Raw genomic sequence first — 24,362 nt, forward strand, 5'->3', positions numbered from 1 at the left:
GGACAAAGAGGTCATGAGATGAAAATACTGGTTGCCTATGATGAACAGACATCGTTTGAGCGTGTAATCGACCATGCCGTAAAACGGGCCAAAAGGTTTAATGCCTCTGTACACCTGATTCGGACCTGCTCTCCGGACAGGAGTGCCCTGGAAATCTCCCAGATGACCTTCAAGCTGAAGGAACTTCGGCGGGACCGGTTTAAAAATCAGGGGGTTGAAGGAGAGGCCCATGTCCTGATCCGGGGCCTGGCCCCGGGGGAGGATATTGTCCAGTATGCCAGGGAAAAAGATGTGGATGAAATCATCATGGGGATAAAGAAAAGATCAAAAGTCGGGAAAGCCCTGTTCGGATCCACTGCACAATTTGTCATTCTTGAAGCTCACTGCCCGGTACTTACGATTAAATAAAGAATCCACAGCAGGAGGATCAATCATGGGTAAAGCCGGCTTAAGGATAAAGATCCTTTTGGGGGCATTGATTCTGGTGGTGATCGTGAGTGGAGCCATCACAGCGGTGGTGTCCACTTTGGTGACCCGTCAGAACAAAGGGGCGGTAAATGCCGCTCTGGATAAATCCCTTACCATTGTCCGGGATTCCCTTGAAGAGGACCGGACCTCCTTTTTGGACACCATTGTACAGATGTCGACGGTGAACAAGGTGGGGGATGATGTAAAATTTCTTACCGGGTTCCAGGACGGCGGACTCACCCTTGTCCGTTCCAATTATGAGAAGATAACAACGCTTATCACCAACGCGGCGCTTCTCAATCATATCTGGGCCGTGCGGATTTATAATACGGAAAAGACATTGTTCAGTTATTTTCAGCGTAATTCCGACACCAGCCTGGTATCGGGATTTCAATTTCAGAAGAAATTTTACTCAAGGGTTTTCAAACCGGATGAGGATTACAACAAGGTAGAGTTCCGGGAATCATCCGATATCAAGGAAATTTCTTCCCTGCTTTTTTCCGGAAATGAAATGACCCGGGCAGGGAAACTGCCGGAAAAAGGCTCGGTTTCCATTGAGGTTGCCCGGGACCTGCTTGGATTTGAGACCCGGATTCCCTTATTTGCCAATGTATATAACAAGGAAACCGAACAGACCGAGCCCAGGCAGGTGGGGTTCATTGTAGCGATTTCGCGGCTGGGCAGGGATTTTGCCGCTAATATGAAGCGGATCACCGGCATGGGAATGAACCTGTTCATCGGGGATCAATACAGTACCGGGGATTATCCGGCCTATGCAAAGGTAGATCTTTCAACGGTCCCTGAGGTTTCCCAGGGGGAGAAACCCAAATTCCATTTCAGTGAAACCCGTTTTGGGGATCAGGATTATTTCCAGGTCCTCATGCCCTTTTATTCCGGGGGAAAGAGGATCGGCGGTGTTCTGCTGCTGGAATCCGACGCCAATGTAAAGGCCAATACCCGGCAGATGGTGGTCATGATCAGTCTGGTGGCCCTGGGCTGTATTATCCTGGTGGTTCCCCTTGCCTGGTTTGTTGCCGGCAAGGTGGTCAATCCCCTGGTCAATCTCCGGGATAAATTAAAGGATATTGCCGAGGGGGAGGGGGACCTGAGAACACGGCTGGAGATCACATCCAAGGATGAAATCGGCCAGTTGGCCGCCTGGTTCAATACTTTTATAGACAAGATCCACGTCCTGATCCGGGAAGTGGCCCAAAATTCAGATGAACTCAATTTAAGTTCCACGGACCTGGCCAAGATATCAAAGGTCATGGCCGACGGAGCCGCCCAGACTTCAGACCAGGCCAATTCAGTGTCTGCGGCCAGTGAAGAGATGAGCACCTCCATGACCTCCGTGGCCACGTCCATGGGCCAGGCTGCTGAAAACATGGCCATGGTCTCCAAGGCCACCGGAGAAATGACCCAGACCATCAATGAGATCTCCCAAAACACCCAGGAGGCCCGGGAAATTACGGGTCTGGTCAAGGAAAAGACCGGTCAGGCTTCGGATCAGATCGAGGAACTTGGCAGTGCCGCCCGGGAAATCGGGGAGGTGGTGGAAACCATCACTGATATCTCAGGCCAGGTCAATCTCCTGGCTTTGAACGCCACCATTGAGGCGGCCCGGGCAGGGGAGGCCGGCAAAGGATTTGCCGTGGTGGCCAATGAGATCAAAGAACTGGCCGACCAGACCGCAGGGGCCAGCAAGGATATCAAGGAAAAAGTCGAAAAGATCAGGACATCCACCGGCCTGACCGTGGACCAGATCAATGAAGTTGCGGAGGTGGTCAACAAGGTCAACGAGATTGTTCTTATTATTGCTTCAGCCGTGGAAGAGCAGTCCGCCACCACCAGCAATATCTCAGATACGATCTCCCAGGTGACCCAGGGAATTGACAGTATCAGCAGCAACGTATCCCAGAGTTCAGGCGTTTCTTCTGAAATCGCAGAGCAGATCACCGGTGTTACGAAAAACGCTGAAGAGATGAGTCAGAGCTCTTCCCAGGTGGACACCCGGTCCGGGGAACTCTCCCGGCTTGCGGAAAAGCTGATGGCCCTGGTCCAAAGGTTTAAAATTTAGTTGGCAAGGCCTTTTGAAAGATTTTTTCAAAAGGCCTTTTTTTTTAACTTTTTAACTATATTTACAGGAAAGGGAATTGAGTTGAAGAAAGACAGATTTGATACCGATTACGAGGTCGGCCAGGACAATATCACAAAATGGGGTATGGATATGCATAACCCCGTTTTCTTTATTTCAGCCGCTGCTGTGATTATATTCATTGTTTTGACATTGATAAATCCTGTGGGCGCTAAAAAGATCTTTGACGCATCAAAAGGCTGGACCATCCAGAACTTTGACTGGTTTTTCATGATTTCAGGGAACCTGTTTGTCTTGTTCTGCCTGGCCATGATCGTGCTGCCGGTGGGTAAAATCCGCCTGGGCGGTTCGGAAAGCAAGCCCGAGTTTACCAGGCTTTCCTGGTTTGCCATGCTGTTTGCTGCCGGCATGGGCATCGGTTTGATGTTCTGGAGTGTGGCCGAGCCTGTTGCCTACTATACAGACTGGTGGGGCACCCCCCTCAATGTTGCTGCGAAGACCCCGGAGGCGGCCCGGGCAGCCATGGGGGCCACCATGTTCCACTGGGGAATCCATCCCTGGGCCATGTATGCCGTAACGGCATTGGCTCTGGGCTTTTTCGCCTTTAATAAAAACCTGCCCTTAACCATTCGTTCGACTTTCTTCCCGGTGCTTGGAGAAATGACCTGGGGCTGGGTCGGGCATATCATTGACGTGATTTCCGTTTTGGCAACCATTTTCGGGCTGGCCACCTCCCTGGGTTTTGGTGCCCAGCAGGCCGCCTCGGGTCTGCATTTCCTATTCGGGTTTGAGAACACCATCGGCTTGCAGCTGATCATCATTGCCTGCGTAACGGCCGTTGCCGTTATCTCCGTTGTCCGCGGACTCCACGGCGGCGTGAAAATTCTCAGCAATATCAACATGATCATAGCGGTTTTCCTGCTGGTGTTTGTGGTCCTGGCCGGCTCTTTTACGAATTTCTTCGCAGGTCTGGGCAAAACCACATCCGCCTATCTGGAATACCTTCTGCCATTGAGCAACTGGATCGACCGGGCCGATGAAAAATTCTACAAGGGCTGGACCGTTTTCTACTGGGCCTGGTGGATCTCATGGGCTCCCTTTGTCGGTATGTTTATTGCCAGAATTTCAAAAGGACGCACCATCCGGGAGTTCATGACGGCTGTTCTGCTGGTTCCCACGGCCCTGACCATTGTATGGATGCAGGCCTTTGGCGGCAATGCCCTGCTTCAGATACAGAACGGGATCGGCACCCTGGCTGAAAAAGGTCTGGGAGAGGTCTCCCTTGCCATGTTCCAGATGCTGGAAAATCTGCCCATGACCGGCCTCACATCTTTTGTGGGGATTATCCTGGTTCTGGTTTTCTTTGTTACCTCGTCTGATTCCGGTTCCCTTGTGGTGGATTCCATCACTGCAGGCGGAAAACTGGATGCCCCGGTTGCCCAGAGAATCTTCTGGGCCACCCTGGAAGGCCTGATCGCCATGGCTCTTCTGGTGGGCGGAGGAGCCGACGCCCTGGGTGCCATCCAGGCGGTTGCCGTCAGCGTCGGTCTGCCCTTTACCATGGTCATGATCGTCATGATGGTGAGCCTGTTTATCGGGCTGCGCCATGAGGTGAATAAGATGAAGGTTCAAGCCTGATCCTTTAGGCATCGGCCCTGTATGAAAAGGGCAATCTTCCCGATGAATCCTTCCTGCCCTTCCGGGCAGGAAGGATTTGTTTTTTAAAGGACTGTCAGGGAGTTGTCCGCCATTATATCTAAATAAGGTTTCATACCCATAAAGATCGGACAGGAGTCTCCGGGGAAAACAGGTTCCCAACCTGGGCCTGGAAAAGTTCGGCAGCGGCAAGGGCATCGGTCAGGGCATGGTGGGGGTGGTATCGGGGCAGGCCGTACCGGGACCTGGACGCATCCAGGCGAAAGGAAACCCGAGGTTTTTTCCGGAACCGGTTCAGAAACAGGGCCGGTTTTCCGGGCAAAAGCCTTTGCTTTTCTATGATCATGGTATCGATCATGGGGAATTCAAAGGCTGTGCTGAAACATTCCCGGGTTGCGGCGGCCAGAAAATTTCTTTCAATAAAATGGTAGTGAACCACGACCAGACGGCCCTCCATGGCCTTGAGCAGAAAGGGCAGAACCTGGTCAAACCCTGGTTTTTCATTAAGATCGCTGTGGGTGATCCCGTGGATGGTCACTGTCTTTTCCGGCAGGGGCTGGCCCGGATTCACCAGAAAATTGCGGGCTCCGGAACAGTATATCCTTTTGATATCAAAGGGGATAAACCCGATGCTGACAATACGGTCCTTTTCCGGGTCAAGCCCCGTGGTCTCCAGGTCCAGAGCCAGAAAGGAGATCCGGTGTAAAGGAGTGGCCCCGGAAACCGGGGGACTGGAATAATATTTTCTGATCAGGGGCTCGTCTGCCTGATCCCCAAGAGCGGTAAAGTGCCGCTCCCAGTGAAAGGCTTCGGGTCTTGGAATCCTTTGTCCGGAAGGAAGGGTGGGGATCTCTTTTTTTCTGAAAAAGGGCATGCCGGGCCTTATACTCCCTGCAGGCCGGAAACCGCATACCTGGGGCGAAGAAAGGCCTGCTGGCTGTTGATGATCTTAAAGGCGTCTTTGAGATGGCGGCTTTCAAAGGAAGAGAGGTCTTCGGGTTTGATACTGTTGTTGGGTTCTTTCCCGGCTTCGATCTGCCTAGCCTGGTTCTGGATTCTGACCATGGATATAAATTCCATGGCATCCTTGAGATCGTCTTTGGTCCCTTCCGCCAGAAGCTGGGTCTGGCCGATATCTTCCAGCCGTTCCAGGGTATTTCGGGCACCTGAACCGCAGGCAAGGGAATGAACCCGGACAAGATCGCTGATGGGGGCGGTCCCCCGGCGTTTGATATTAAAAGTATTGGCATGCTCTCCGCCGGGTTCCAGGGCAAACTGCCGGAAGAATCCCAGGGGGGGCTTGCGCTGGATGGCATTGTGGGCCATACAGGCCAGGAAAGATTTGTGTTTGGGTGCGGTTTCCCGGATCAGGCGGCTTAAGGTATGCACCAGATCCAGGTTGCCGAACACCCCTTCCATATCAAAGAAGATGGAGCAGTTGAGAAGGGTCTGGGGATTGGGGCGGCGGATCCAGTCTGTGAAGCAGTCCTGCCATTCTTTTAAGGGCTGGCGCCATTGGGAATTTGTGGCCATGATGTCCCCCTTGCAAAGGGGGTAGCCGCATAGCTCAAGTCCGGAACTGACAAATTCGGCCAGAGCCTTGAAATAGGCGTCATGGAGACCCGGGTCAAACCCGTTGTTCAGGATCATGGCATTGTCCTGGTCCGTTGCGATCAACTGCTCGTTCCGGGCCATGGACCCCATGACTACATAGGCATATGGAACCGGGGGAGCGCCCAGTTTCTTTTCCCCCAATTCCAGCAGGCGCTGGATGAAGTTCATGCCGATGCCGGAGAGGGTGGAACCAATCATATGGGAGTTTCCCCCTTCGCTGACCAGCTGGACAAATGTGGTCTTGATCTGGAGGGAAAGTTCTTTGAGTCCCTCTGTATCTGTCTGGCGGAAAATATCGGCGGAGAGGTATACGCTGCCGTGGGATTCGTACTGGATAATGTCCGAGGCGCTGAGGACTCCGATGGGTTTGTCTTTGTCCATTACAGGGATGTGGTGAAGGTTTCTCCGGATCATGGTCTGCATGACCTCGGATCCATACCCTTCTTTGGGGCAGGTGATCACCTGGGTGGACATGATTTGGCTGACCGGAGTGGAAAGGGGCAGTCCCTTGGCTACAGCCCTTTTACGGATATCCCTGTCCGTAATCAAACCGGAAATGACAACCTTGTCCGGGTTTAACCCGGGATCTTCCAGGATAATAAGGGAGGAGACCTTTTCCCGGGTCATGATCTGTGCCGCCTCTTGAATGGAAACCTTAGACCCGGCCGCTACCAGGCGCCTGTGGATGAGTTTTTCAATGGGGGTGGTCAGCAACGGGTTGTCTGCCCGGAAGCGGTCCCGGTTGACAGCCGCCTGGAGCCGGCTGCCGGTGTCTTCTTCCATGAAGTCCGCAAAAGAGTCATGGGTTTCGCAAAGGTTCTGGAACTGCTCATCCGGAATCATGTAGATCAGAGCATCCTCTATGGCCCGAACCGGATACCTGACCTTTTTCCCCCTGAGCAGGGAAAATTGTCCAAAGAAACTCCCCTCCCCCAGGCGGTCAAAAATTTCCCCGCTGCTCCGGAACACCTCCACGGCACCGCTCCGGATGAAATAGAGAAATTCATTTTTCTGTCCCCTTTCAAGGATGGGGGTACCGGCCCGGAAATAGGAAACCTGTATATGGGTGACCAGTTCCTCTATTATGGAGCGCGGCATCCTTCTGAACGGAGGGAATTGAAAAATATGGTTTACTATTTCAAAAAGTTCGATTTCCATTTTTTACCCATGGCCTAGTTTGCAGTTTTATCTGTGGACCGGGAAAATCCCGGAGTATAAATCACTTGTTTCTTTTTATTGAATAATACCTTAATCGCGAAAGTAAATCACCTGTTTTCAAGGGAGGCGGAGAATGAAGCGGCGTTTAAAAAGAAAACCCTTTGCCGTTAAAATGAATGGGAAAACGGCAAAGGGCTGGGAAAAAAGGAAGTCCGGACAGAATCCGGGCTTCCCGTGGGCTTTTTAGTAAAAATCAGCTTTCTATGGCTCCGGCACGGACCCCTTTCAGGTAGTTCATGCAGAAATCGTCTTTGCCCAGAAGCATGTCTGCCGTCCGGATGGAAGCCATGATTTTCTTGTCCAGCGGGTCGATAATGGCTGAATCCATGCCCGCATCCATCATCAGGGTGACAAAGGTCCGGTTGATGATGTGGCGCTGGGGCAGGCCGTAGGAGATATTGGACAGCCCTCCCGTAATATGGACATCCGGGAACTCGGCCTTTATATTCCGAACCGCATCCAGGACCATTGTTCCCTTGTTTGTGTCCGTGGAGATGGGCTGGACCAGGGGGTCCACGTAGATGTCGGATGTGGCGATGCCGATCTTGTTGAGTTCTTCAATCAGCTTTCTTCCCCGGCCCAGGATATCGTCGAATGAATTAGGCATGCCCGCATCATCCATGCACAGGGCAATGACCTTGCATTTCTTGCCAGAAAGAAAGGGCATCATGGCTTCAAACCTTTCCTTTTCCAGGGAGATGGAGTTGATCATGGGGGTTTTCTCCACCATGGCAAAAGCCATTTCCAGAACGGCGGGGTCGGGGCTGTCCAGGGTCAGGGGAACAGTGGCAATGGGCTGGATGGTATCCAGAAGCCATTTCATGTCCTCGGTTTCATGGCCGATGCGGGCTCCGGCATTGACGTCGATAAAATTGGCTCCGGCTTCCTGCTGCTTTTTTACATCCTCGACAATATAGTCTGCATCCCGGTCTGCAACGGCAGCCTGGACCAGCTTTCTGGAGGTGTTGATCCTTTCTCCGATTACTTCAAACATCTTGTTTCCTCCTGTATGGTACGAAAGGGGGGAGATCCGGGCAGGGAGATTTTGTCATCCCCGCCCCTCATCCTCATATTTTTAATTTACAAGCGATTTGGCCAGTTTGGAGGCAGAGCCTGCATCCGCGGCAAATCCGTCGGCTCCGATTTCATCGGCAAAGGACTGGGTCACAGGTGCACCGCCCACCAGGATCTTGACCTGGTCGCGGAGGCCGGATTCCACAATGGCATCCACGGTCTGCTTCATCATGGGCATGGTGGTGGTGAGCAGGGCGGACAGGCAGACGACCTTGGCCTTTTTTTCTTTGATCTGGGTCACAAAGTCCTCGGGCGGGATATCCACGCCAAGGTTGTGGACTTCCATTCCAGCACTCTCCAGCATCATGGCTACCAGGTTTTTGCCGATGTCATGGAGATCTCCTTTGACGGTTCCGATGAGCACGGATGCACCGGTGGCGGAATCATCATCACCCAGCATGGGTTTGAGGATGGTGACGCAGCCTGCCATGGCCTGGGCGGCCATGAGTACTTCCGGGATAAACATATCACCCGATTCCATTCTTTCACCTACGATGTCCATTCCGGCAATCAGGCCTTTATTGAGGATCTCCGTGGCCGGAACATCTGCTGCCAGGGCTTCGTTAACAAGAGTGGTCAGTCTGGCTGTGTCACAGGCCACCAGGGCATCGGTCATTGCATTTAAATCGGTCATGGTACTCTCCTTTTTTATTTATTGTGCAAATTTTATGCGTTTTTACGGGTTTCAACGTAATCCGTCAATTGTTTTTCGATGTCCGGATCAATTTCCGGCTTTTCATAGGAGGCCAGGCGCTGGACCACCTTGTCGTGGGCCAGCTGATCCAGGCTTTTCCTGCCCTCTTTGGTCCAGGCATCCGTATTTTTCCGACTCATGAGTCCGGGCATGTAGAACTCTGTCCGGCAGAGCTGAAAGGTCTTGGGGTGGGTCAGGTACTGGCCGCCGATGCCTACTTGCTTGATGGATTCGAGGTCAATCCCTTCATCGGTCAGGGAGACCGGCCTAAGCATGTGATTGAGCATACCGCAGATCTCTTCGTCTATGATGAACTTTTCAAAGCTCATGGCAATATAGGAACCCAGGATACCGCAGGAGTGGAGGATGAAGTTGACGCCGGATCTTACCGCCGTGGACAGGGCCAGGGCAGATTCCACACCGGCCTGGGCATCGGGGCAGAGGGAATCGGTCAGGCCGCCGCCGGACCGGCATGGCAGGTTGTAAAATCTTGCCATCTGGGCCACCAGATGGATGTTTTTGGACAGCTCCGGTGCGCCGATGGACAGGGCTCCGGTTTTCATATCCATGGCCGAGGAAGTGGATCCGTAGACCACGGGAGCTCCGGGCCGGACCAGCTGGGCCAGGGTGATGCCGGCCAGGATTTCAGCGTTCTGCAGGGCCAGGACACCGCCGAAGTTGACCGGGCCTGAACCGCCGGCCATGATCAGGGAGGCCACCACGCAGGCCTGGTTGTGGCGGGCCAGTTCAATCAGGGAACCTGCCATTTCATCGGAAAACTGCAGGGGTGAAAGGGAGTTGATCAGGGAGACGGACACGGTCTTGTCCATGATCTTCTCTTTGCCGCCCCAGAGGATTCCGGCCATTTCAATTCCGTCCAGGGCTCCCTGGCGGGAGACCGGGCTTCCCATGAAGGGTTTGTCGCAGAGCAGGATATTGGAGAGGTTGAGATCAAGATGGACACTCTCATGGGGCATATCTGCCGGCTCCACCATCATCCATCCGTTCATGTTGATGTGGGGGGAGGTCTGGACCAGTTTGCAGAAGTTGTCGTAGTCCTCCATGGTTGCCTGGCGTTCGTTGCCCTGGAAATCCATGACAAAGGGGGCCCCGTAACCGGGCAGGAAGACAAAGTCATCTTCCCCGATCTCTACATTCTTTTCGGGATTTCGGGCATGGACGGTAAAACGCTTGGGCGCGGTTTCCAAGGCTTTCTGGACCTGGGATTCCTCAAAAAAAACGGTGGAGCCGTCCACACGGAAGCCCTTGTCCTTGAATATTGAGAGGGCCTCTTCATCGTTAAAGGCCACACCTGTGGTTTTGAGCAGATCCATGGCAGCATTATGGATCTGTTCCATATCGTTCCGGGTCAGTTCCTGCATTCGATCATACATTTTTTTCTCCCCTGGGGGATCACTCCCCGATTTGAATTATTGGCAAGCCCCTGACCGGATCCTGTCCGGGCAGGGGCAGTGGTTTTGGTTATGGGTTTTCTTTCCTGTGCCGGTTCAGTCCCCTGAATGTCCCGAAGAGGACCAGGATCAACAGGAACATCAGGGGAAAGGCCGTGGCAATGGAAGCGGTCTGAATGGCCTTGAGGCTTCCGCTCCCGGCCAGGACCGCGGCCACAGCACCCAGGGCAATGCCCCAGAACGCCCTCAGGTTCCTTCCCGGATTCTCATGGCCGGACACGAACATGGCCAGGGAAATGGCAGCTGAATTGGCGCTGGTCAGAAAGAAGGTGGCAATGAGAAAAATCAGGGCCACGGCCAGGATGCCCGTCATGGGCAGGTTCTGGGCTATGGCGAATATGGCGCTTTCCACTCCGTGTTCCTTGAGTGTGGCGGTTACGTCAAAATGGATGCCGGCACCGCCCACAACCCCGTACCAGAGAAAATTGCCCAGGGTGGGAAGGATCAGGGTGGCGGCAACGGTTTCCCGGACGGTCCGGCCTTTGGAGATCCGTGCGATGAATACGGCCACAAAGGGAGCCCAGCTCATCCACCATGCCCAGTAGAAAACGGTCCAGGAACCGATCCAGTTTCCCGTATCCCCGGGGCCGGTGAACAGGCTCATGGGAATAAAATGCTGGAAATACTGTCCCAGGGAGTTGGTGGTCAGGTTGATCAGAAAAATGGTGGGGCCGGCCACCAGGATGAAAAACCAGACCAGGACAAAGATCCACATGTTGATATCCCCCATAAGCTTGACCCCTTTTTCCAGGCCCGTGTACACGGACAGGGTGAAAATGGCGGTCAGAACCCCGATGATGAGATAGGTGGAGGATGGGCCCAGGGTCAGACCGTACTGGTACTTAAGTCCGGCGCTGAGCTGAAGGGCCACAAAGCCCGTGGTGGTGGCAAGGCCTCCCAGGGTGGCAAACACGGCAAAGATGTCCAGGATCTTCCCCCAGGTGGTGTGGATCCGCTCACCGATGACATAGTAAAAGGCAGAGGAAAACTTCAGAGGCAGGTTTTTTGTAAAGCAGGCATGGGCCAGGGCAATGGTAAGCATGGCATAGATGGACCAGGCGGAAAGCCCCCAGTGGAAAAAGGAATAGGTCATGGCATTGGCCCCGGCCATCGGGGTAAGGGCCTCCCCGCCAAAGTAGGGGGGCGGAGTCATATAGTGGTAAGCCGGTTCGGCAGGCCCCCAGAATACGATGCCGGCGGCAATGGCAGACCCGAAGAGCATGGCAAACCATGAAAAATTGGAAAATTCAGGTTTGTCCGTCTCAAGTCCCAGTTTTAAAGGTCCGTAGGCCGGTCCCATGAGGACAAAGCATCCGGCAACCAGCATGAAAACGGTGATAAGGTAGAGCCACCCCCAGGTGGTGGTGGTCCAGGCGAAAACGGCATTGATGGAATGACTCATGTTTTCCGGGAAAAGAACAGACCAGAGGACAAAAAGAACGGTAACGGACGAAGAGACCCAGAAAATCATGGGGTCAAAGGGTTTGGTTGAATCTTTCACTCACAGGCTCCTGATAAATTGTGGGTACAACCACCTGCCCGGGTGACAACAACAGGCAGATGAATTTTTTTGCTATTCTGAAATAATATAGCAGAATGTATGCCAGGGCCGGAAAATTCGGATTTCGTTATCGTAAAGGTTTCATTTTAAAGGAAATTATGTGGATTTTAAACGATGAATGAGGGTATTGGAAAAATGACAATATTGAATGAAAAAAGAAAAAAATTTTTCAGCTGAAAAAAAATTGAACAAAGAAAATCACCCGGCTCACTTTTTCCGCAATTGTTAATTCTCCATTTTTAATTGATTAGGTCTGGGAATATAATCGGCCCGGAACAGTCCGTGCTTTTTTATCTTATAGTGGAGCAGCTGGCGGGAAATCCCCAGGCTCTGGGCCGCCTGGGTCACATTGCCCCCGGTCCGGGCAAGGGCCTGTTCCACTGCCGCCTTTTCCCGGTCTGCCTGGGCCCGGACAAGGCCTGGGGCTTGGCCCGGACCGGGCTCCGGCTCCGGGGGGGCATGGCCGGGAGCGGGGGGAGCAGGGATATCCTGGAAAAGAACAGGTTCTGAATCGGGCAGGGGGCTTGTCTGTTCCAGGGAATCCAGGCCCGGTGTGAAATGTTCCAGACCCAGTTTTTTCTCCCGGGTCACCATGTTCATGGTCCCTTCGATGAGATGCTCCAGTTCCCGGATATTTCCGGGCCATCTATAGGTGGTGAGCAAATCCCAGACATCCCTGGAGACCCTTCTGACATTGGTTCCCAGCCTCAGGTTGTACTTCTCTATAAAATGGCCCACCAATTCTTCCAGGCTGTCCAGTCTTTCCCTCAGGGGCGGCAGCTTGACCATGACCACCCCCAGCCGGTAGAACAGGTCGGTTCGAAGCTTTCCCTGCTGAATGGCCACCCGGGGGTCCTGGCTCACCGAAGAGATGATCTTGACCTGGACCCGGGTTTCCTGCACCGATCCCAGGCGCCGGACCCTTTTTTCCTGGATGGCCCGGAGCAGTTTGGCCTGAAGAGCCACGGGCATGGCCAGGAGTTCATCCAGAAACAGGGTGCCGTTGTCTGCCTGCTCAAAGAGCCCGGGCTTGTCCATGGCCCCGGTAAATGCCCCCCGGGTGGTTCCGAAAAGCATTCCTTCCAGCAGGTCATGGGGGATGGCGGCACAGTTGACGGCCACATATTTTTCCCCGCGTCTGGGGCTGTGGTTGTGGATGGACTGGGCAAAGAGTTCTTTCCCGGTTCCGGTTTCCCCCTGGATCATGATGGGGGAAAATGAGGCGGCTGCCTTCCGGGCCAGGTCCTTGACCCGTAAAAACTCCGGACTGGAACCGATCAGATCTTCAAAGGTGAACTGGGTGCCGTTTCCCATGTCCGACCGGCATTCCCTGGCCGGGGGAGACGATTTCCGGAGCAGTTCATAATCCTTGACAAAACAGATGACCCCGGTGATTTTTTTCCTGCTGGTCAGGGGATAAACACTGGTGATGGTATTGGCCACTTTTCCCGAGGCGGTCCGGTAGAGAAAGGCCTCATTTTTGATGGCCCGGCCCCGGTTAATGCACTGCATGATCATGCTGGTGCGGTTGTTGAGCTCGTAGATCTCCGTGACTTTTTTGCCCATGGCCTCTTTTACCGGGATATTGTCGATTTTGGCCTGGGCCTGGTTGTAAAAGCGGATGAAACCGGCAATATCGGCTATGATGACCCCGTCGTCCATCTGGTCCAGGACCGGGAAAAAATCAATATCCTCCATGTCCAGCATTTCGAGGAAAGGTTTCATGGGTCGGGTCATTGTTTCCAAGCCTAAAGTCAAAAGTCCAAAGGCAAAAGCGGGATCGGTCTTCGGCCGGGAAAAAGAGAGCAAAACATGAATTCAAGCAGCGATTGGCCGGCCCCTTTCCCAGGTTAACGTTTCAAGCCCTCCGGAATCATGCAGACCGGTATGGGATCCATCTTGTGGCGGTTGGCCGCGTGAAATCCGTTAAAGATCTCCAGCACCTCTTTCTGGCGCGGGGTCAGGCTTTCGTCTGCCCCTTCCTTGTCCCGGCCTTTCAGATCCAGATGGGCCATGGCCCATTCCAGCTCGGCATAGGTGGCCCCGATCTGGTTTTCATCGGTCCGGTCATCATCCCAAAGACCGTCCGTGGGCCGGGCATTGAGGATGTCCCGGCTGACACCCAGTTCCTTTCCAAGGGCGTAAACTTCGGATTTCATCAGGTCCGCGATGGGGGAGAGATCCACACCTCCGTCCCCGTATTTGGTGTAAAAGCCCACGCCAAAGTCTTCCACGCGGTTCCCGGTGCCGGCCACGAGCCTCTTATGGTGGGAGGCAAATGCGTACAGGGTCAGCATTCGCAGTCGTGACCTTGTATTGGCCATGGTGAGACCGTCCTGGATCGGGTCCGGGAAACTCGCCTTGATCTGATCAAATGCCGGGGTCAGATCCATATCCTGGCCAGTGACATTGTCGTAGGTGTTCTCAAGCCATTTTATATGGGCCGAGGACCGGGATACCTGGTCAGAAGCCTGGTGGATGGGCATGTTCAGAACCAGTACTTTCAGCCCGGTCCGGGCACATAAGGTAGAAGTTACGGCAGAGTCGATACCGCCGGATACGCCCACGACAAATCCTGCCATTCCCGAGGCCTTGGCATAGTTTTTCAGCCAGAGGGTGATGTGATCAATTATCTGAAGGGTTTTCATCTTTCATTCCATGTTGGTTTTTTATCGGTTCCATATGAAAGTCCAACGTAAAGAATTTTTGATTTTTAAAATCGAAAGCCTTTACCTTTTCAACATTGGTTGTGGCTCTGGGGCCATGTGGGTTATAGGTAAATTCGGCCGCTTTTGTCAATGGTTGTCACTGCTTTCGTTTTTGGATTCCGGTTCCGGATTCGGGGCGTTCGGGACCCTTTTGTCCGTGATGGAGCGGATATGAATATCCCGCTGGGGAAAGCTGATTTCAATGTCCCTTTCCCGGAAGAGCCGGTCAATTTCAAAACGGACTTCAGTCTCTACTTTCAGCATATTGTCTATATCCGTCCAGATCCGCAGGATGAATATCAGGGCGCTGTCTCCAAAGTCCCTGAAAAGTACGTCGGGTTTGGGGTATTTGAGGATTTTGGGGGTGGTCCGGGCGATTTCAAGGAGGGTGTCCCTGACCAGGGTTACATCAGACCCGTAGGCCACTCCCACGGTGATTTTTCTTCGAAGCCTCTTGTCCTTGAAGCTCCAGTTTGTGACTTCGCTGCTGATAAACTGGGAATTGGGGATGATCAAAGAGGCGTTGTCATAGGTCTGAACCACTGTGGAGCGGAAGTTGATCTTTTTGACCGTGGCCCAGGTGCCGTTGATTTCCACATCGTCACCCAGCTGGATGGGCCGCTCAAAAAGGAGGATGATGCCGGATATGAAATTATTGAAAATATTCTGAAGGCCGAAACCCAGCCCGATGCCCAGGGCGCCAAAGGCAACGGCCAGGGAAGCCGTATTGAGACCAAAAACATGAAGAGCCACAAGGACGCCGAACATCCATATCACGTAAAGGGTAATGGTGGTGATAGAGTCCTGGAGACCGGCTTCCATTCCGCTGCGGTTTAAGAATTTAACCTGGAAAATCCATCGCCACAGCCGGGTAAGGGCATAGGTGAACAAAAGAGCCAGGACGGCGTAAACAATTCCAAGGACACTGAAACTCATGCTTCCCACGTGTAAGGGAACCGCAAGTGCCTGGTAGATCCTTGCCAGAAGTGTCTGCTGGCTGCCCCAGGCCAATAAGATGAGAATGACGAGGGAGATGAGCCAGATGAGCTGGCCGAATCGGATGGCAAGCCATTGGACCGGGTAATCATCATAGAGAAATTCATCTCTTTGGGCCTTGCTCTTCTCTTTATGATAGTGGTCCCATTCTTTGAGCAGCAAATGGAAAATCAACCACCACAGCAGGAGAGCAATGGTCCGCCCCCAGGACAGGAGCCAGTGGACAGAGAGTGTGCCGTATCCGATCATGTCGAGTAAAAGGGTCATCCCTCCCAGGGTATAAAAGAAATATTTACACCCGAAAATAAGGAGCGCTTTTTTCCGGTCCTCTGTTTTGGCTCTTTCCTTAAAATCGGACAGCCGGATATCTTTCCAGATCAGAGAGGTCCACAGGATGATATAGGAGGCAAAGGCCAGGCGAAGAAAAATCAGGATTCCGGAATCCTGGCCCAGGGCAAATTGAACCAGCAGATAAGACCAGGCAAAAACCCGGATTCCCTTTATGATTCCTTTCACCGGCCCTGTTTTTGCCTGCAATAAACCCATGTCCCCGGGCCAGAATGACAGGGCCAGAATCAACCAGCGGGATATCAGCCAGACGTAGAGGAAATTCTTAAGCAGTTGCAGAACAGGCATCAGCGGGTAGAGGGAATCCATATGGCTGTAAAGGTAGACGAGGACGGTAATTCCCCCAAGCCGGAATGACCGGTTTATTATTTTCAGAACCATGAGGTGCCATTTGCCCAATTTTTCCAGGAGGGGCTGGTCCAAAGCTCTGGCGGCGGCTTTTTGAAGCCGGGTCAATGCAAGTAAGGCGGCTCCAAAGACAATGACCAGGGAAACCAGAATAAGCCCGGCGCTTTCCCATAGTTTTTGAAGCATGTCACTCCAGAACCCGGGCTTGCCCATTTCAAGGAACCTGTCCAAAAAACGGCTGAATTCGTCCTTTAAAAGGGCGGTTCCTCCGGGCCGGAAAAAATTTTTCCGCCTTTCAAACAGGTCCTGTTTTTTCCGTTTTTCAATGAAGTCGTCAAACTGATCGGATAGACCTGAAAAGGATTCCTGCAACTGCTTTATACTCTCCAGGCGGGTTTCATGGATCTGTTTGATCTGCACAAGGATCTTCTCTTTTGCCCTGAGAATGTCCAGAAGTTTTTTTGCATTGGCTTTAAGCGTGGGGATGGCTTTGTCTGCCGGCTTCATCATGGCGAGTTCCCCAAGCTGCTTTTCAATTAATTGGATCTGCTGGTCTATATTCTTTTTTTCGGAAATCAGGGTATTCAGGCGGGGGCTGATCTCGTCGACCATTTTCTGTATTTCAATGATTGCCTCCTTGAGATCAGACCTGGCATTTTGAAGTGTGTGGACTTCAGCCCCCGATGAGAGCAGCAGGTTCCCCAAGGAGGATACCTGCAGCTGGTATCCGTTTGTGGCCGCCGACAGATAGAGCCTTTCCCGTTCTACCCGTAAAAGTTTGGCCTTGTACTCTTCCAGGTTGGCGGCTTCCGTGGTCAATGAATATTTAATGGTCTGCCCCAGATCGCGGATCAGTTCATGGTCCAGGTCGGCAGAGGGTTCTGCCCCGGCAAAGCAGGGACAGAAAAAGGCCTGGAGGATCAAAATGACCAGGACATGGATTCCCCGCCGGACCCATATCCGGGATGGGATGGGCATGGAAACTTCAGAAGATGTCGGCAGCCGCTTATTTGTCATCATTGTAATGCCGGTTGAATCCGGTCCTTGTATCGGTTTGCCCCGGAGGGTCATTTCTTTTGTCGATTGAGGGATTGGCACGGGAAGGGTCCGGGACCCGGACTGGGCTAAAGCCATTTTTTCCTTTTAAAATATCCGACCATAATCCCTCCGATTCCTGCCATGATGACCAATAGAATATAGTAGCCCCATTTCCATTTAAGTTCGGGCATGAATTCAAAGTTCATCCCGTAAATTCCGGCCAGGAATGTCAAAGGGATGAAAATGGTGGCAATGATGGTGAGGACCTTCATGACTTCGTTCATGCGGTTGCTGACCGTGGATAAATAAAGATCCAGCATGCTGGAAAGCAGTTCCCTGAAAGATTCTATGATATCGATGACATGAATGATATGGTCATAAACATCGGCCAGAAAAATATCCGTGGATTCATGGAGCAGGGCGGAGTCGGACTTCATCAGCTTGCTGAGCACCTCCCTGACCGGCCAGACCTGTTTGCGGAAAAAAATCATCTCCCTTTTTGACTTATGAATCTGATCCAGGCAGGAAGGCTCGGGATTGTCCAGAAGGTCCTGTTCCAGGTCTTCTATTTTATCTCCAACCGTGGAAAGAATATTATAATAATCATCCACCGAGGCATCCATCAGGGCATATGCCAGATATCCGGACCCATGCTTCCTGATCCGCCCCTTCCCATCACGGATTCTCTCCCGTACCGGTTTAAAATAGTCCCTGCCGGTTTCCTGGAAGGAGATTAAAAAATTCTGGCCCACAATCAAACTTATCTGCTCAGCCCCCACCCGTTCTTTGGACCCATCATAGGTCAGTTGCTTGAAAACCACGTAGAGGTAGTCGTCAAAATCCTCTGCTTTGGGCCTCTGCCCCGGATTGACAATATCTTCCAGGGTCAGGTTGTGAATGCCGAAATGGCGGCCCAGTTTTTCCAGCAAAGGGATATCATGCAGACCCTGGATGTGGATCCAGCTTACGCTTTTTTTTTCTTTAAAGGGGAAGGCCTCTTCCACATTTTTGATCTCTTTATCCGTTATCCCGTCTTGATCATAGTCCAATAAAGAGATCTTGATCGTTTCAACCCTGGCTTCTCCCTCCAGTATGAGTGTTCCCGGAGCTGAGCCGGACTTTTTATTGGATTTTTTTATGAATCGGGGCATGGCTGATCTTCCAAATTAAAAGGGAACAGGTGTTTATCCGCTCTGTTTTTATACAATTATCCAGGGGAATTTGAAAGGCGAAAATGTCAGACAGACAGGGGGACTTAAATATTGAGGTCCGGCTGTCGGGGCTTCCGCTCCGAAGAGGGAAGGATCTTTACGGCCTCTGGATCTGATCTAGGCGCATCTCTCTTCAATGGTCTCCTCGTTGGGATCCATCTTTGACAGGGCTGCGGTTTTCACGGGTTTCACTTTTCTATAGACCCGGGTGTAATCCAGGGATTTCCCGTTCACAGCCAGCAGATCCTCTTGAACGCGGATCCCGAACAGCCTTTCATTTTCCTCCAGAAAGGGCAGGATCAAATCCCAGTCCTCCGGGGAAAGATCTGTGAACTCTCCTGCGTTGAGCTGTTCGTCAACCAGTTTTTTCTCCGGGTCCCGGATATAGATGGCCCCGCCCGAGGCCAGGGAAAAGAGGTTGGCCCCGGGGTAGGGGGTGGCCATGGGAATGAGGTTTCCGTCTTTGTCGAACTCCATTCCGTTGACAATGACGAACCCGCCGCCGGCCAGGGGATCACCGGCCATGAAGGATTCCGCCAGATAGTCGAGGCAGGTGCCGTTGATGACCACCCTGGGATGGCCTGTGCCGTTGATCAGGGGCCGTCCCGCTGCATTGCCCCGGACAAAGACCCGGCCGCCCTTGGCCCCGTACATGAAGGTCTGGCCCACATCCCCGTGGATCACCAGCTTGCCTTGTTTGAGAATCTGTCCCACCTGGTCCTGGGCATTGCCGTGGACCTGGATCTCCATGCCGTCGATTCCCGAGGCCAGGTAATCCCCGGAACTGTCATAGACGTCGATCCTGACATTTTCCGTGCCGGGGCCGAACCCGCATCCTGTAAACCGCTGGCCCTTGTAACCAAAGCAGATGAATTTTCTCCAGCCCAGCTCAAAGGCCTTGTTCAGGACCCTGGCGTCGCAGTCCGGGCCTTCGGGTTCAAACTCCCGGGCATTCAATACAAGGACGGATTCCCCGGCTCCAGGCGGCCGCAGGTCTTCCCGGGTTTCCCGGTCAATATAGGCATAGACGCTCCCGGCAGGATTCTTGATTTTGGGACAGGACTTGAAGATCCGGGTGAGGGCCCTTCGGATCATAAAAAGAAGGGAGCTTCTCTTCTTGTCCCCCGTGGGAAACTGTCTGTTGTTCAGAAAGGTCAGGGTTTCAACGGCAACAGACCGGGCATCGTCGTCTTTGTCTGCCCCGGCAATCAGGGTATCCAGAAAACAGAGAACCGCGTCAAAGTCCCAGCAAGGAAAGGAGTCCAAAGCGTATTCAATCAGGGCCCGGGCATGGGAAAGATTATCCCTGACTTTGGTTTTGATCTCTTCCCCATCGGCCGGTTTCCCCGGATCTATGGAGGGATCAAAGTGGCGCTGACCCCTGGGCACCCCTACCTCCTCTCCGAACTTATTGATGGTCACCAGTTTTTTGGTTCCGTCGTTTTTTCCCGCATCCATGACGGCAAAGGTAAATGACCCCCCGTCCGTGGCACTGCCGCCCCTGGCGTTCCAGTACTTGTCGGCCACGGGACAGACCCTTGAATCTTCTTTTGAGATGCTTTCCAGGGTGGCGTCCAAGGCCTGTTTTTCCGAACAGATCAGGCCGATCTGGACCTCTTTCCTCTCCATGAGGGCAAAGACCTGGGGCCGGAGCATGGCTGTGTCCGTGATGCCGATGAGCTGGAACGATTTTTTGTAGGGGTTGTTCCGGGCAATGATGAAGAACCAGGGCCCGTCGGGCGATCCTGCCATGTGGTGGGACTGGATGGCCCTGTAGATCTTCTGCTTTTCTTTGGGAAGCTGATCAAAATCGTATTCGCTGGTGGGGGCCAGGGCCTCGATAATATACTCCATGGGATAGCCGTATACCCTGGAGTAGAGGTCCAGAAGCAGGATGGAGACCTCCGTGTCCGTTAAAAACTGGGGATGGATATTGTTCTGGTGCAAATATTCGCAGCAGGCATGGTAGTTGGCAAAGTCTCCGTTGTGGACCAGGGCCTCGTGCATGCCGGAAAAGGGATGGGCCCCGCCCGGATGCCAGAGCCGTCCCCGGGTGGGATACCGCTGGTGGGCAATCCATCCGTGGGCCCTGAAATCTTCCAGGCGATAGTACTGGACCACTTTTTCGGCATACCCCACGATCTTGAGGATCATGACGTTCCGGCCGTGGGACATGACAAAGGCCTGCTTTTCTCCCAGGGAGGCATAAAAGGTCTGGTTGAGTTTCATGGTGTTCTGGAATACAAATTCATCCTCGGCCTTTCTGGGGTCCAGGCCTTCAAATCCGTTTTCCCGGATAAAGGCATCCAGGGCCTCCTGCTTTACCCGGACAAAATAGCGAAATACATCCGGGGGCTTGACCTCAAGACCGATGGCCTTAAAATCGTCTAAAGTGGGGATTTTCTCTGATTTGTGAATGTCAAATACCGGCAGAACATAAGCCTTTTCCACGGCCGGCCTGGATCCGGGATCCAGATAGGCGATCTGGATCAGATAGTGGCTGTCCAGAACATCCTGGCTTATCCCCAGGTCTTCGGCGCAGAGTCCCACGGCGGCAATTCCGCCCCCCTTGCCGTTGCCCCTATTGTGCATCTGGACCGAGGGCTCCCAGATATGGTGTCCCCTCACGGGAATGGAGGCAATAAATCCGGTGACCCCGCATCCGCCCTCTTCATCACATTTTTGAATGGGGGTTTTCATATGGGGCAGCCTGCCCCGGGAGGCCAGAATTTTTTCCACGCTGGTTAGCTCATCAGATCTCATTCGCTTATATCCTTTTGGGGTCAAGTGTTAAGGGGGCTTACCTCACCATTTTATAGTTCGGCGCCGGCGGGTATTTCCCCCTTTCCTCCTCTTCCAGATAGTCCAGGTGGACCAGGAGGTCGGTTCTGCCTGTAAGCTCTTTGATGCTCTTCATGCCGAAACTGCGCAGGATCTCGCACCACTGTTTTCTCCAGGCCAGGTACATGTTGATGATGCGCTGCTCCGCATACTCCTGGGTGCACATTTCCCCAAGCTCCGAGTCTGTGGTGGCAATGCCCCGGGCACAGCCCCGGCCGCTTTCGCAGTTGGTGCACCGGACACATTCGCAGGCCACAAGATCCGCGGTCCCGATGACGCATCCGTCGGCTCCCAGGGCAATGGCCTTGGCCACGTCCATGCCGTTTCTTATGCCGCCCGAGGCAATGAGGCAGATCTTGTCCCGGGCCCCTTCGTCCTTAAGAAACTGATGAACTTTTGGGATGGCGTACTCAATGGGCATGGCAATGTTTTTCTTGGCAATGTCCGGGGCAGCCCCGGTGCCGCCGTAGCTGCCGTCGATGTGGACGATATGGGCCCCGGCATAGTAAGCCCCCACAGCCACCATGTCCACATCCGTGGGGGTGGAAACCTTGACCGAACAGAGCACATCGGTGTTGATCTCCTTCATCCAGTCCAGGTGTTTTTTATGGTCCTCCACCGAGTAGACACTGTGAAAGGGAAAGGGGGAAAAAAGAGAGCTTCCCACCACGGTCTCCCGCATCTTGGCCACGGCTTCGGTGACCTTTTCTCCGAGAAGATGGCCGCCCAGGCCGGGTTTGGCGCCCTGGGCATATTTGAACTCCATGACCGGGCAGTACTTGACGGTCTCCTCCCTGACCCCGAAAAGGCCGGTGGCCACCTGGGTGATCACATGTTCCTTATAGGGCAGGAAATCCGGGGGATACCCGCCTTCCCCGGTGCAGGTCATGGTGTTGAGGCGCCGGGCCGCCCTTGCCCTTCCCACGATGATGGAAAGCGCCGTGGATCCGTAGGACATGCCCCCGCCGTATACCGGAAGGGAGAGGGTCTTTTCAGGCCGCCCGTCCCCGGTTTTGTTCAGGTCCATGCGGGTGTCGACCTCTTCATCGGAAATATCCAGATATTCCTCTGGATCGGGATGGACAAACCTTATCTTGTCAAACCCTCCCCCGGAATTGCCCAGGTTGTACTCCAGATCCACACGGGGCAGATCCCCGGTTTCCGCCATTTCAAAATGGCCCAGGAGCATCTCGGCGGTCCAGCGGTAATCGCCCAGGGTCTCCAGCAGGGGGTTTGCCTTCAGGGTCAGGGCGTTTTCCGGGCAGTTGTCAACGCAGTAATAATCGTTTTTCCTGCATTTGAACCCGATGCACTTGTGTTCAACGGGCCTGAACGGCTTTGAATAGATGTCAAAGCGTCTGTGAACCCCGTGGGGGCAGAGTTCGGCGCATCTGCCGCAGGAGGTGCACCGGGAGCTTCTCTTGATGATGTACTTGCCGATGGTGTTCCGGAACCTTGAAGGGGTTTCCTTGGCCTCGGGCAGTTTAAATCTGGTTTTTTCGGTCATGGTGAGTTTCCCATCCGGCCGGGCCGGACTCGATGAAAAAGCAGTATGGATCTGCTTTGGATTAATATGCCACTTTCCTTTCTCCGAAAATCGGTCCGAAATGGTTCTTTTCCAGATCCTCAAACCACATGGACCGGCCCACCTCTCCCCTGAGCCTCCTGGCTTCCCGAAGGCCCATGGCGCCCATGACCTCCAGGAGCTGGTTCCGCCAGGCAGAAATCAGATTGGTGATCCTTTTGGACCCGAAATCCGGCTCAACCTCTTCCAGGGCGGCCGGGCAGGAGAGCCCCTGGGTGCAGCGGCCGCACATCCGGCACTCCAGAGAGATCAAAAGAGTATTGTCCACGGCCACACCGTCGGCCCCGCAGATCACAGCCTTGGCCACATGCTCGGCCATGGCGATTCCCCCGGAAAAGACCAGGTTGACCTTGAGGCGGAGGGCGTTTTCGATGAGGATCAGATGAATGTCCCGGATGGCGCCCCTTAGGAACCGGGCCTTTTCCGGCTCTTGTTCCCGGCCGTGGGAGTCGGCATAAAAATGGAGGGTGTCCACATCCAGGCGGGCAATCTCAAGGGCGGTCCGGGCCGCATCTTTTTTCAGGTCCAGTCCCACCGCGATAAAGAGCCCGGGGTTGATGGCCTTTGCCGCCCGGATATCGGCTTCAAGGCCCGGGCTGTGGCGGATTTCCACCATCCTGCAGGCCCGGATCAGATCCTCATTTTCCGGAACGGACCCGGAGGCCAACCTTGGAATCAGGGCCTCTGCATATGGGGCCATTTCTCTCGTGATTTCCCCGGTTTCCATGAAGATCAGGGTGCCCAGGTCGTGGGCCGCCCTGACCATGGAGAGAAGCACACCAGGGGCGATCAGGCCGAAATCCGGCTGGTTGAACAGGATGGGAATGGGGATTTCCAGGATTTCAGGAACCTGGGTGGCCAGGGCTCCGTCCCCGGTAAAGGCAAGGCGAAGCGACCGCTTTGAAAGTTCGATACTGGTGTTGATGTACTCCCTGCCGTGGATGCCGTCCCGGGTGGGGCGGACGATTTCGCTCATGTCCGTCCACATGGAATCAAAGCCTTTGCCGGTGAAGGGGCCTCCGTAGCCGGCCCCGGATACCGGGATGGATCCGGTCTGGGCCTGGTACCAGGTCCGGTTGATGATGTGGGGAGTCCAGTAATCATCCCCGATGATCCGGTATTCGGGGTTGATGGCCCTGGAAAAGATCCCCTTGGTGCATTCCTGTACACATCTGAAGCAGGAGTTGCATGTATAGAGGTATTCCGGATCCTCCATGGCGCTCATGTGCAGGTAATTGTCCTTGAAAATTCCGTACACGCATTCTTTTTTAACGCATTTTCTGCATGACCCGGCACAGTTTTCCCGGAATTCAATGGTGGTGTACTTTCCCACGGGATATTGCCTGGGCGGTGCCGGATGAACCGGAATACTGTATTTCTTAGGCATATGGACCTCTGTCTGGCTTGGGACGTCTCCAATTGCAATTCATCTATA

General features: G+C 53.6%; 16 protein-coding genes. 3 read left to right on the forward strand and 13 right to left on the reverse strand.

Annotated elements, in window-relative coordinates; genetic code table 11:
- Positions 1–18: 18 nt before the first annotated feature.
- The 3 genes from F608_RS0117195 to F608_RS0117205 all read left to right on the forward strand — a co-directional run bounded on the left by F608_RS0117195 (position 19) and on the right by F608_RS0117205 (position 4,201).
- Positions 19–408: a universal stress protein gene (locus F608_RS0117195; protein ID WP_022666896.1), complete on the forward strand. Its 390-nt coding sequence runs from the start codon at positions 19–21 to the stop codon at positions 406–408.
- A 25-nt stretch (positions 409–433) separates the two neighbouring features.
- The gene (locus tag F608_RS35005; protein WP_022666897.1) at positions 434–2,545 is read left to right on the forward strand and encodes a methyl-accepting chemotaxis protein; all 2,112 of its coding nucleotides are present in this window, start codon (positions 434–436) and stop codon (positions 2,543–2,545) included.
- 81 nt (positions 2,546–2,626) lie between these two features.
- Positions 2,627–4,201: a BCCT family transporter gene (locus F608_RS0117205; protein ID WP_244154301.1), complete on the forward strand. Its 1,575-nt coding sequence runs from the start codon at positions 2,627–2,629 to the stop codon at positions 4,199–4,201.
- 130 nt (positions 4,202–4,331) lie between these two features.
- Here the strand turns inward: F608_RS0117205 and F608_RS0117210 are convergent, their stop codons facing one another.
- From F608_RS0117210 to F608_RS0117285, 13 genes are all read right to left on the reverse strand, one after another.
- Positions 4,332–5,093: a 3'-5' exonuclease gene (locus tag F608_RS0117210; protein ID WP_022666899.1), complete on the reverse strand. Its 762-nt coding sequence runs from the start codon at positions 5,091–5,093 to the stop codon at positions 4,332–4,334.
- 8 nt (positions 5,094–5,101) lie between these two features.
- Positions 5,102–6,931, reverse strand: a complete 1,830-nt coding sequence (locus F608_RS0117215; RefSeq protein WP_244154302.1) for a putative nucleotidyltransferase substrate binding domain-containing protein — start codon at positions 6,929–6,931, stop codon at positions 5,102–5,104.
- 313 nt (positions 6,932–7,244) lie between these two features.
- Positions 7,245–8,045, reverse strand: a complete 801-nt coding sequence (locus tag F608_RS0117225; protein WP_022666902.1) for a methyltetrahydrofolate--corrinoid methyltransferase — start codon at positions 8,043–8,045, stop codon at positions 7,245–7,247.
- A gap of 81 nt (positions 8,046–8,126) precedes the next feature.
- Entirely contained in the window at positions 8,127–8,759 is a 633-nt protein-coding gene (locus tag F608_RS0117230) for a cobalamin B12-binding domain-containing protein (RefSeq protein WP_022666903.1), read from the reverse strand.
- A 32-nt stretch (positions 8,760–8,791) separates the two neighbouring features.
- Positions 8,792–10,213, reverse strand: coding sequence for a trimethylamine methyltransferase family protein (locus F608_RS0117235; RefSeq protein WP_022666904.1), 1,422 nt, complete (start codon positions 10,211–10,213; stop codon positions 8,792–8,794).
- 88 nt (positions 10,214–10,301) lie between these two features.
- Positions 10,302–11,792, reverse strand: coding sequence for a BCCT family transporter (locus F608_RS0117240; RefSeq protein ID WP_022666905.1), 1,491 nt, complete (start codon positions 11,790–11,792; stop codon positions 10,302–10,304).
- Between the two features lie 285 nt (positions 11,793–12,077).
- Positions 12,078–13,577: a sigma-54 interaction domain-containing protein gene (locus F608_RS0117250; protein WP_022666906.1), complete on the reverse strand. Its 1,500-nt coding sequence runs from the start codon at positions 13,575–13,577 to the stop codon at positions 12,078–12,080.
- 125 nt (positions 13,578–13,702) lie between these two features.
- Positions 13,703–14,500: an NAD(+) synthase gene (gene nadE, locus F608_RS0117260; RefSeq protein ID WP_022666908.1), complete on the reverse strand. Its 798-nt coding sequence runs from the start codon at positions 14,498–14,500 to the stop codon at positions 13,703–13,705.
- Positions 14,501–14,647: 147 nt separating this feature from the next.
- Positions 14,648–17,386 (reverse strand): mechanosensitive ion channel family protein, encoded by a 2,739-nt coding sequence (locus F608_RS36960; RefSeq protein ID WP_051148594.1) that lies wholly within the window; start codon positions 17,384–17,386, stop codon positions 14,648–14,650.
- On the reverse strand, positions 17,377–18,441 hold the full coding sequence (corA, locus tag F608_RS0117270) for a magnesium/cobalt transporter CorA (RefSeq protein ID WP_022666909.1): 1,065 nt from the start codon (positions 18,439–18,441) through the stop codon (positions 17,377–17,379). Before corA ends, F608_RS36960 begins: the two co-directional genes overlap by 10 nt.
- Positions 18,442–18,618: 177 nt before the next feature.
- On the reverse strand, positions 18,619–21,264 hold the full coding sequence (locus tag F608_RS0117275) for a GltB/FmdC/FwdC-like GXGXG domain-containing protein (protein WP_022666910.1): 2,646 nt from the start codon (positions 21,262–21,264) through the stop codon (positions 18,619–18,621).
- Between the two features lie 37 nt (positions 21,265–21,301).
- Positions 21,302–22,849: a glutamate synthase-related protein gene (locus tag F608_RS0117280; RefSeq protein ID WP_033398790.1), complete on the reverse strand. Its 1,548-nt coding sequence runs from the start codon at positions 22,847–22,849 to the stop codon at positions 21,302–21,304.
- 61 nt (positions 22,850–22,910) lie between these two features.
- A complete protein-coding gene (locus F608_RS0117285; protein ID WP_022666912.1) occupies positions 22,911–24,314 on the reverse strand; it encodes a glutamate synthase-related protein in 1,404 nt (467 codons plus the stop codon).
- Positions 24,315–24,362: the final 48 nt, after the last annotated feature.

Origin of the sequence: Desulfospira joergensenii DSM 10085 (assembly GCF_000420085.1) — a bacterium.
Classification (GTDB): domain Bacteria; phylum Desulfobacterota; class Desulfobacteria; order Desulfobacterales; family Desulfobacteraceae; genus Desulfospira; species Desulfospira joergensenii.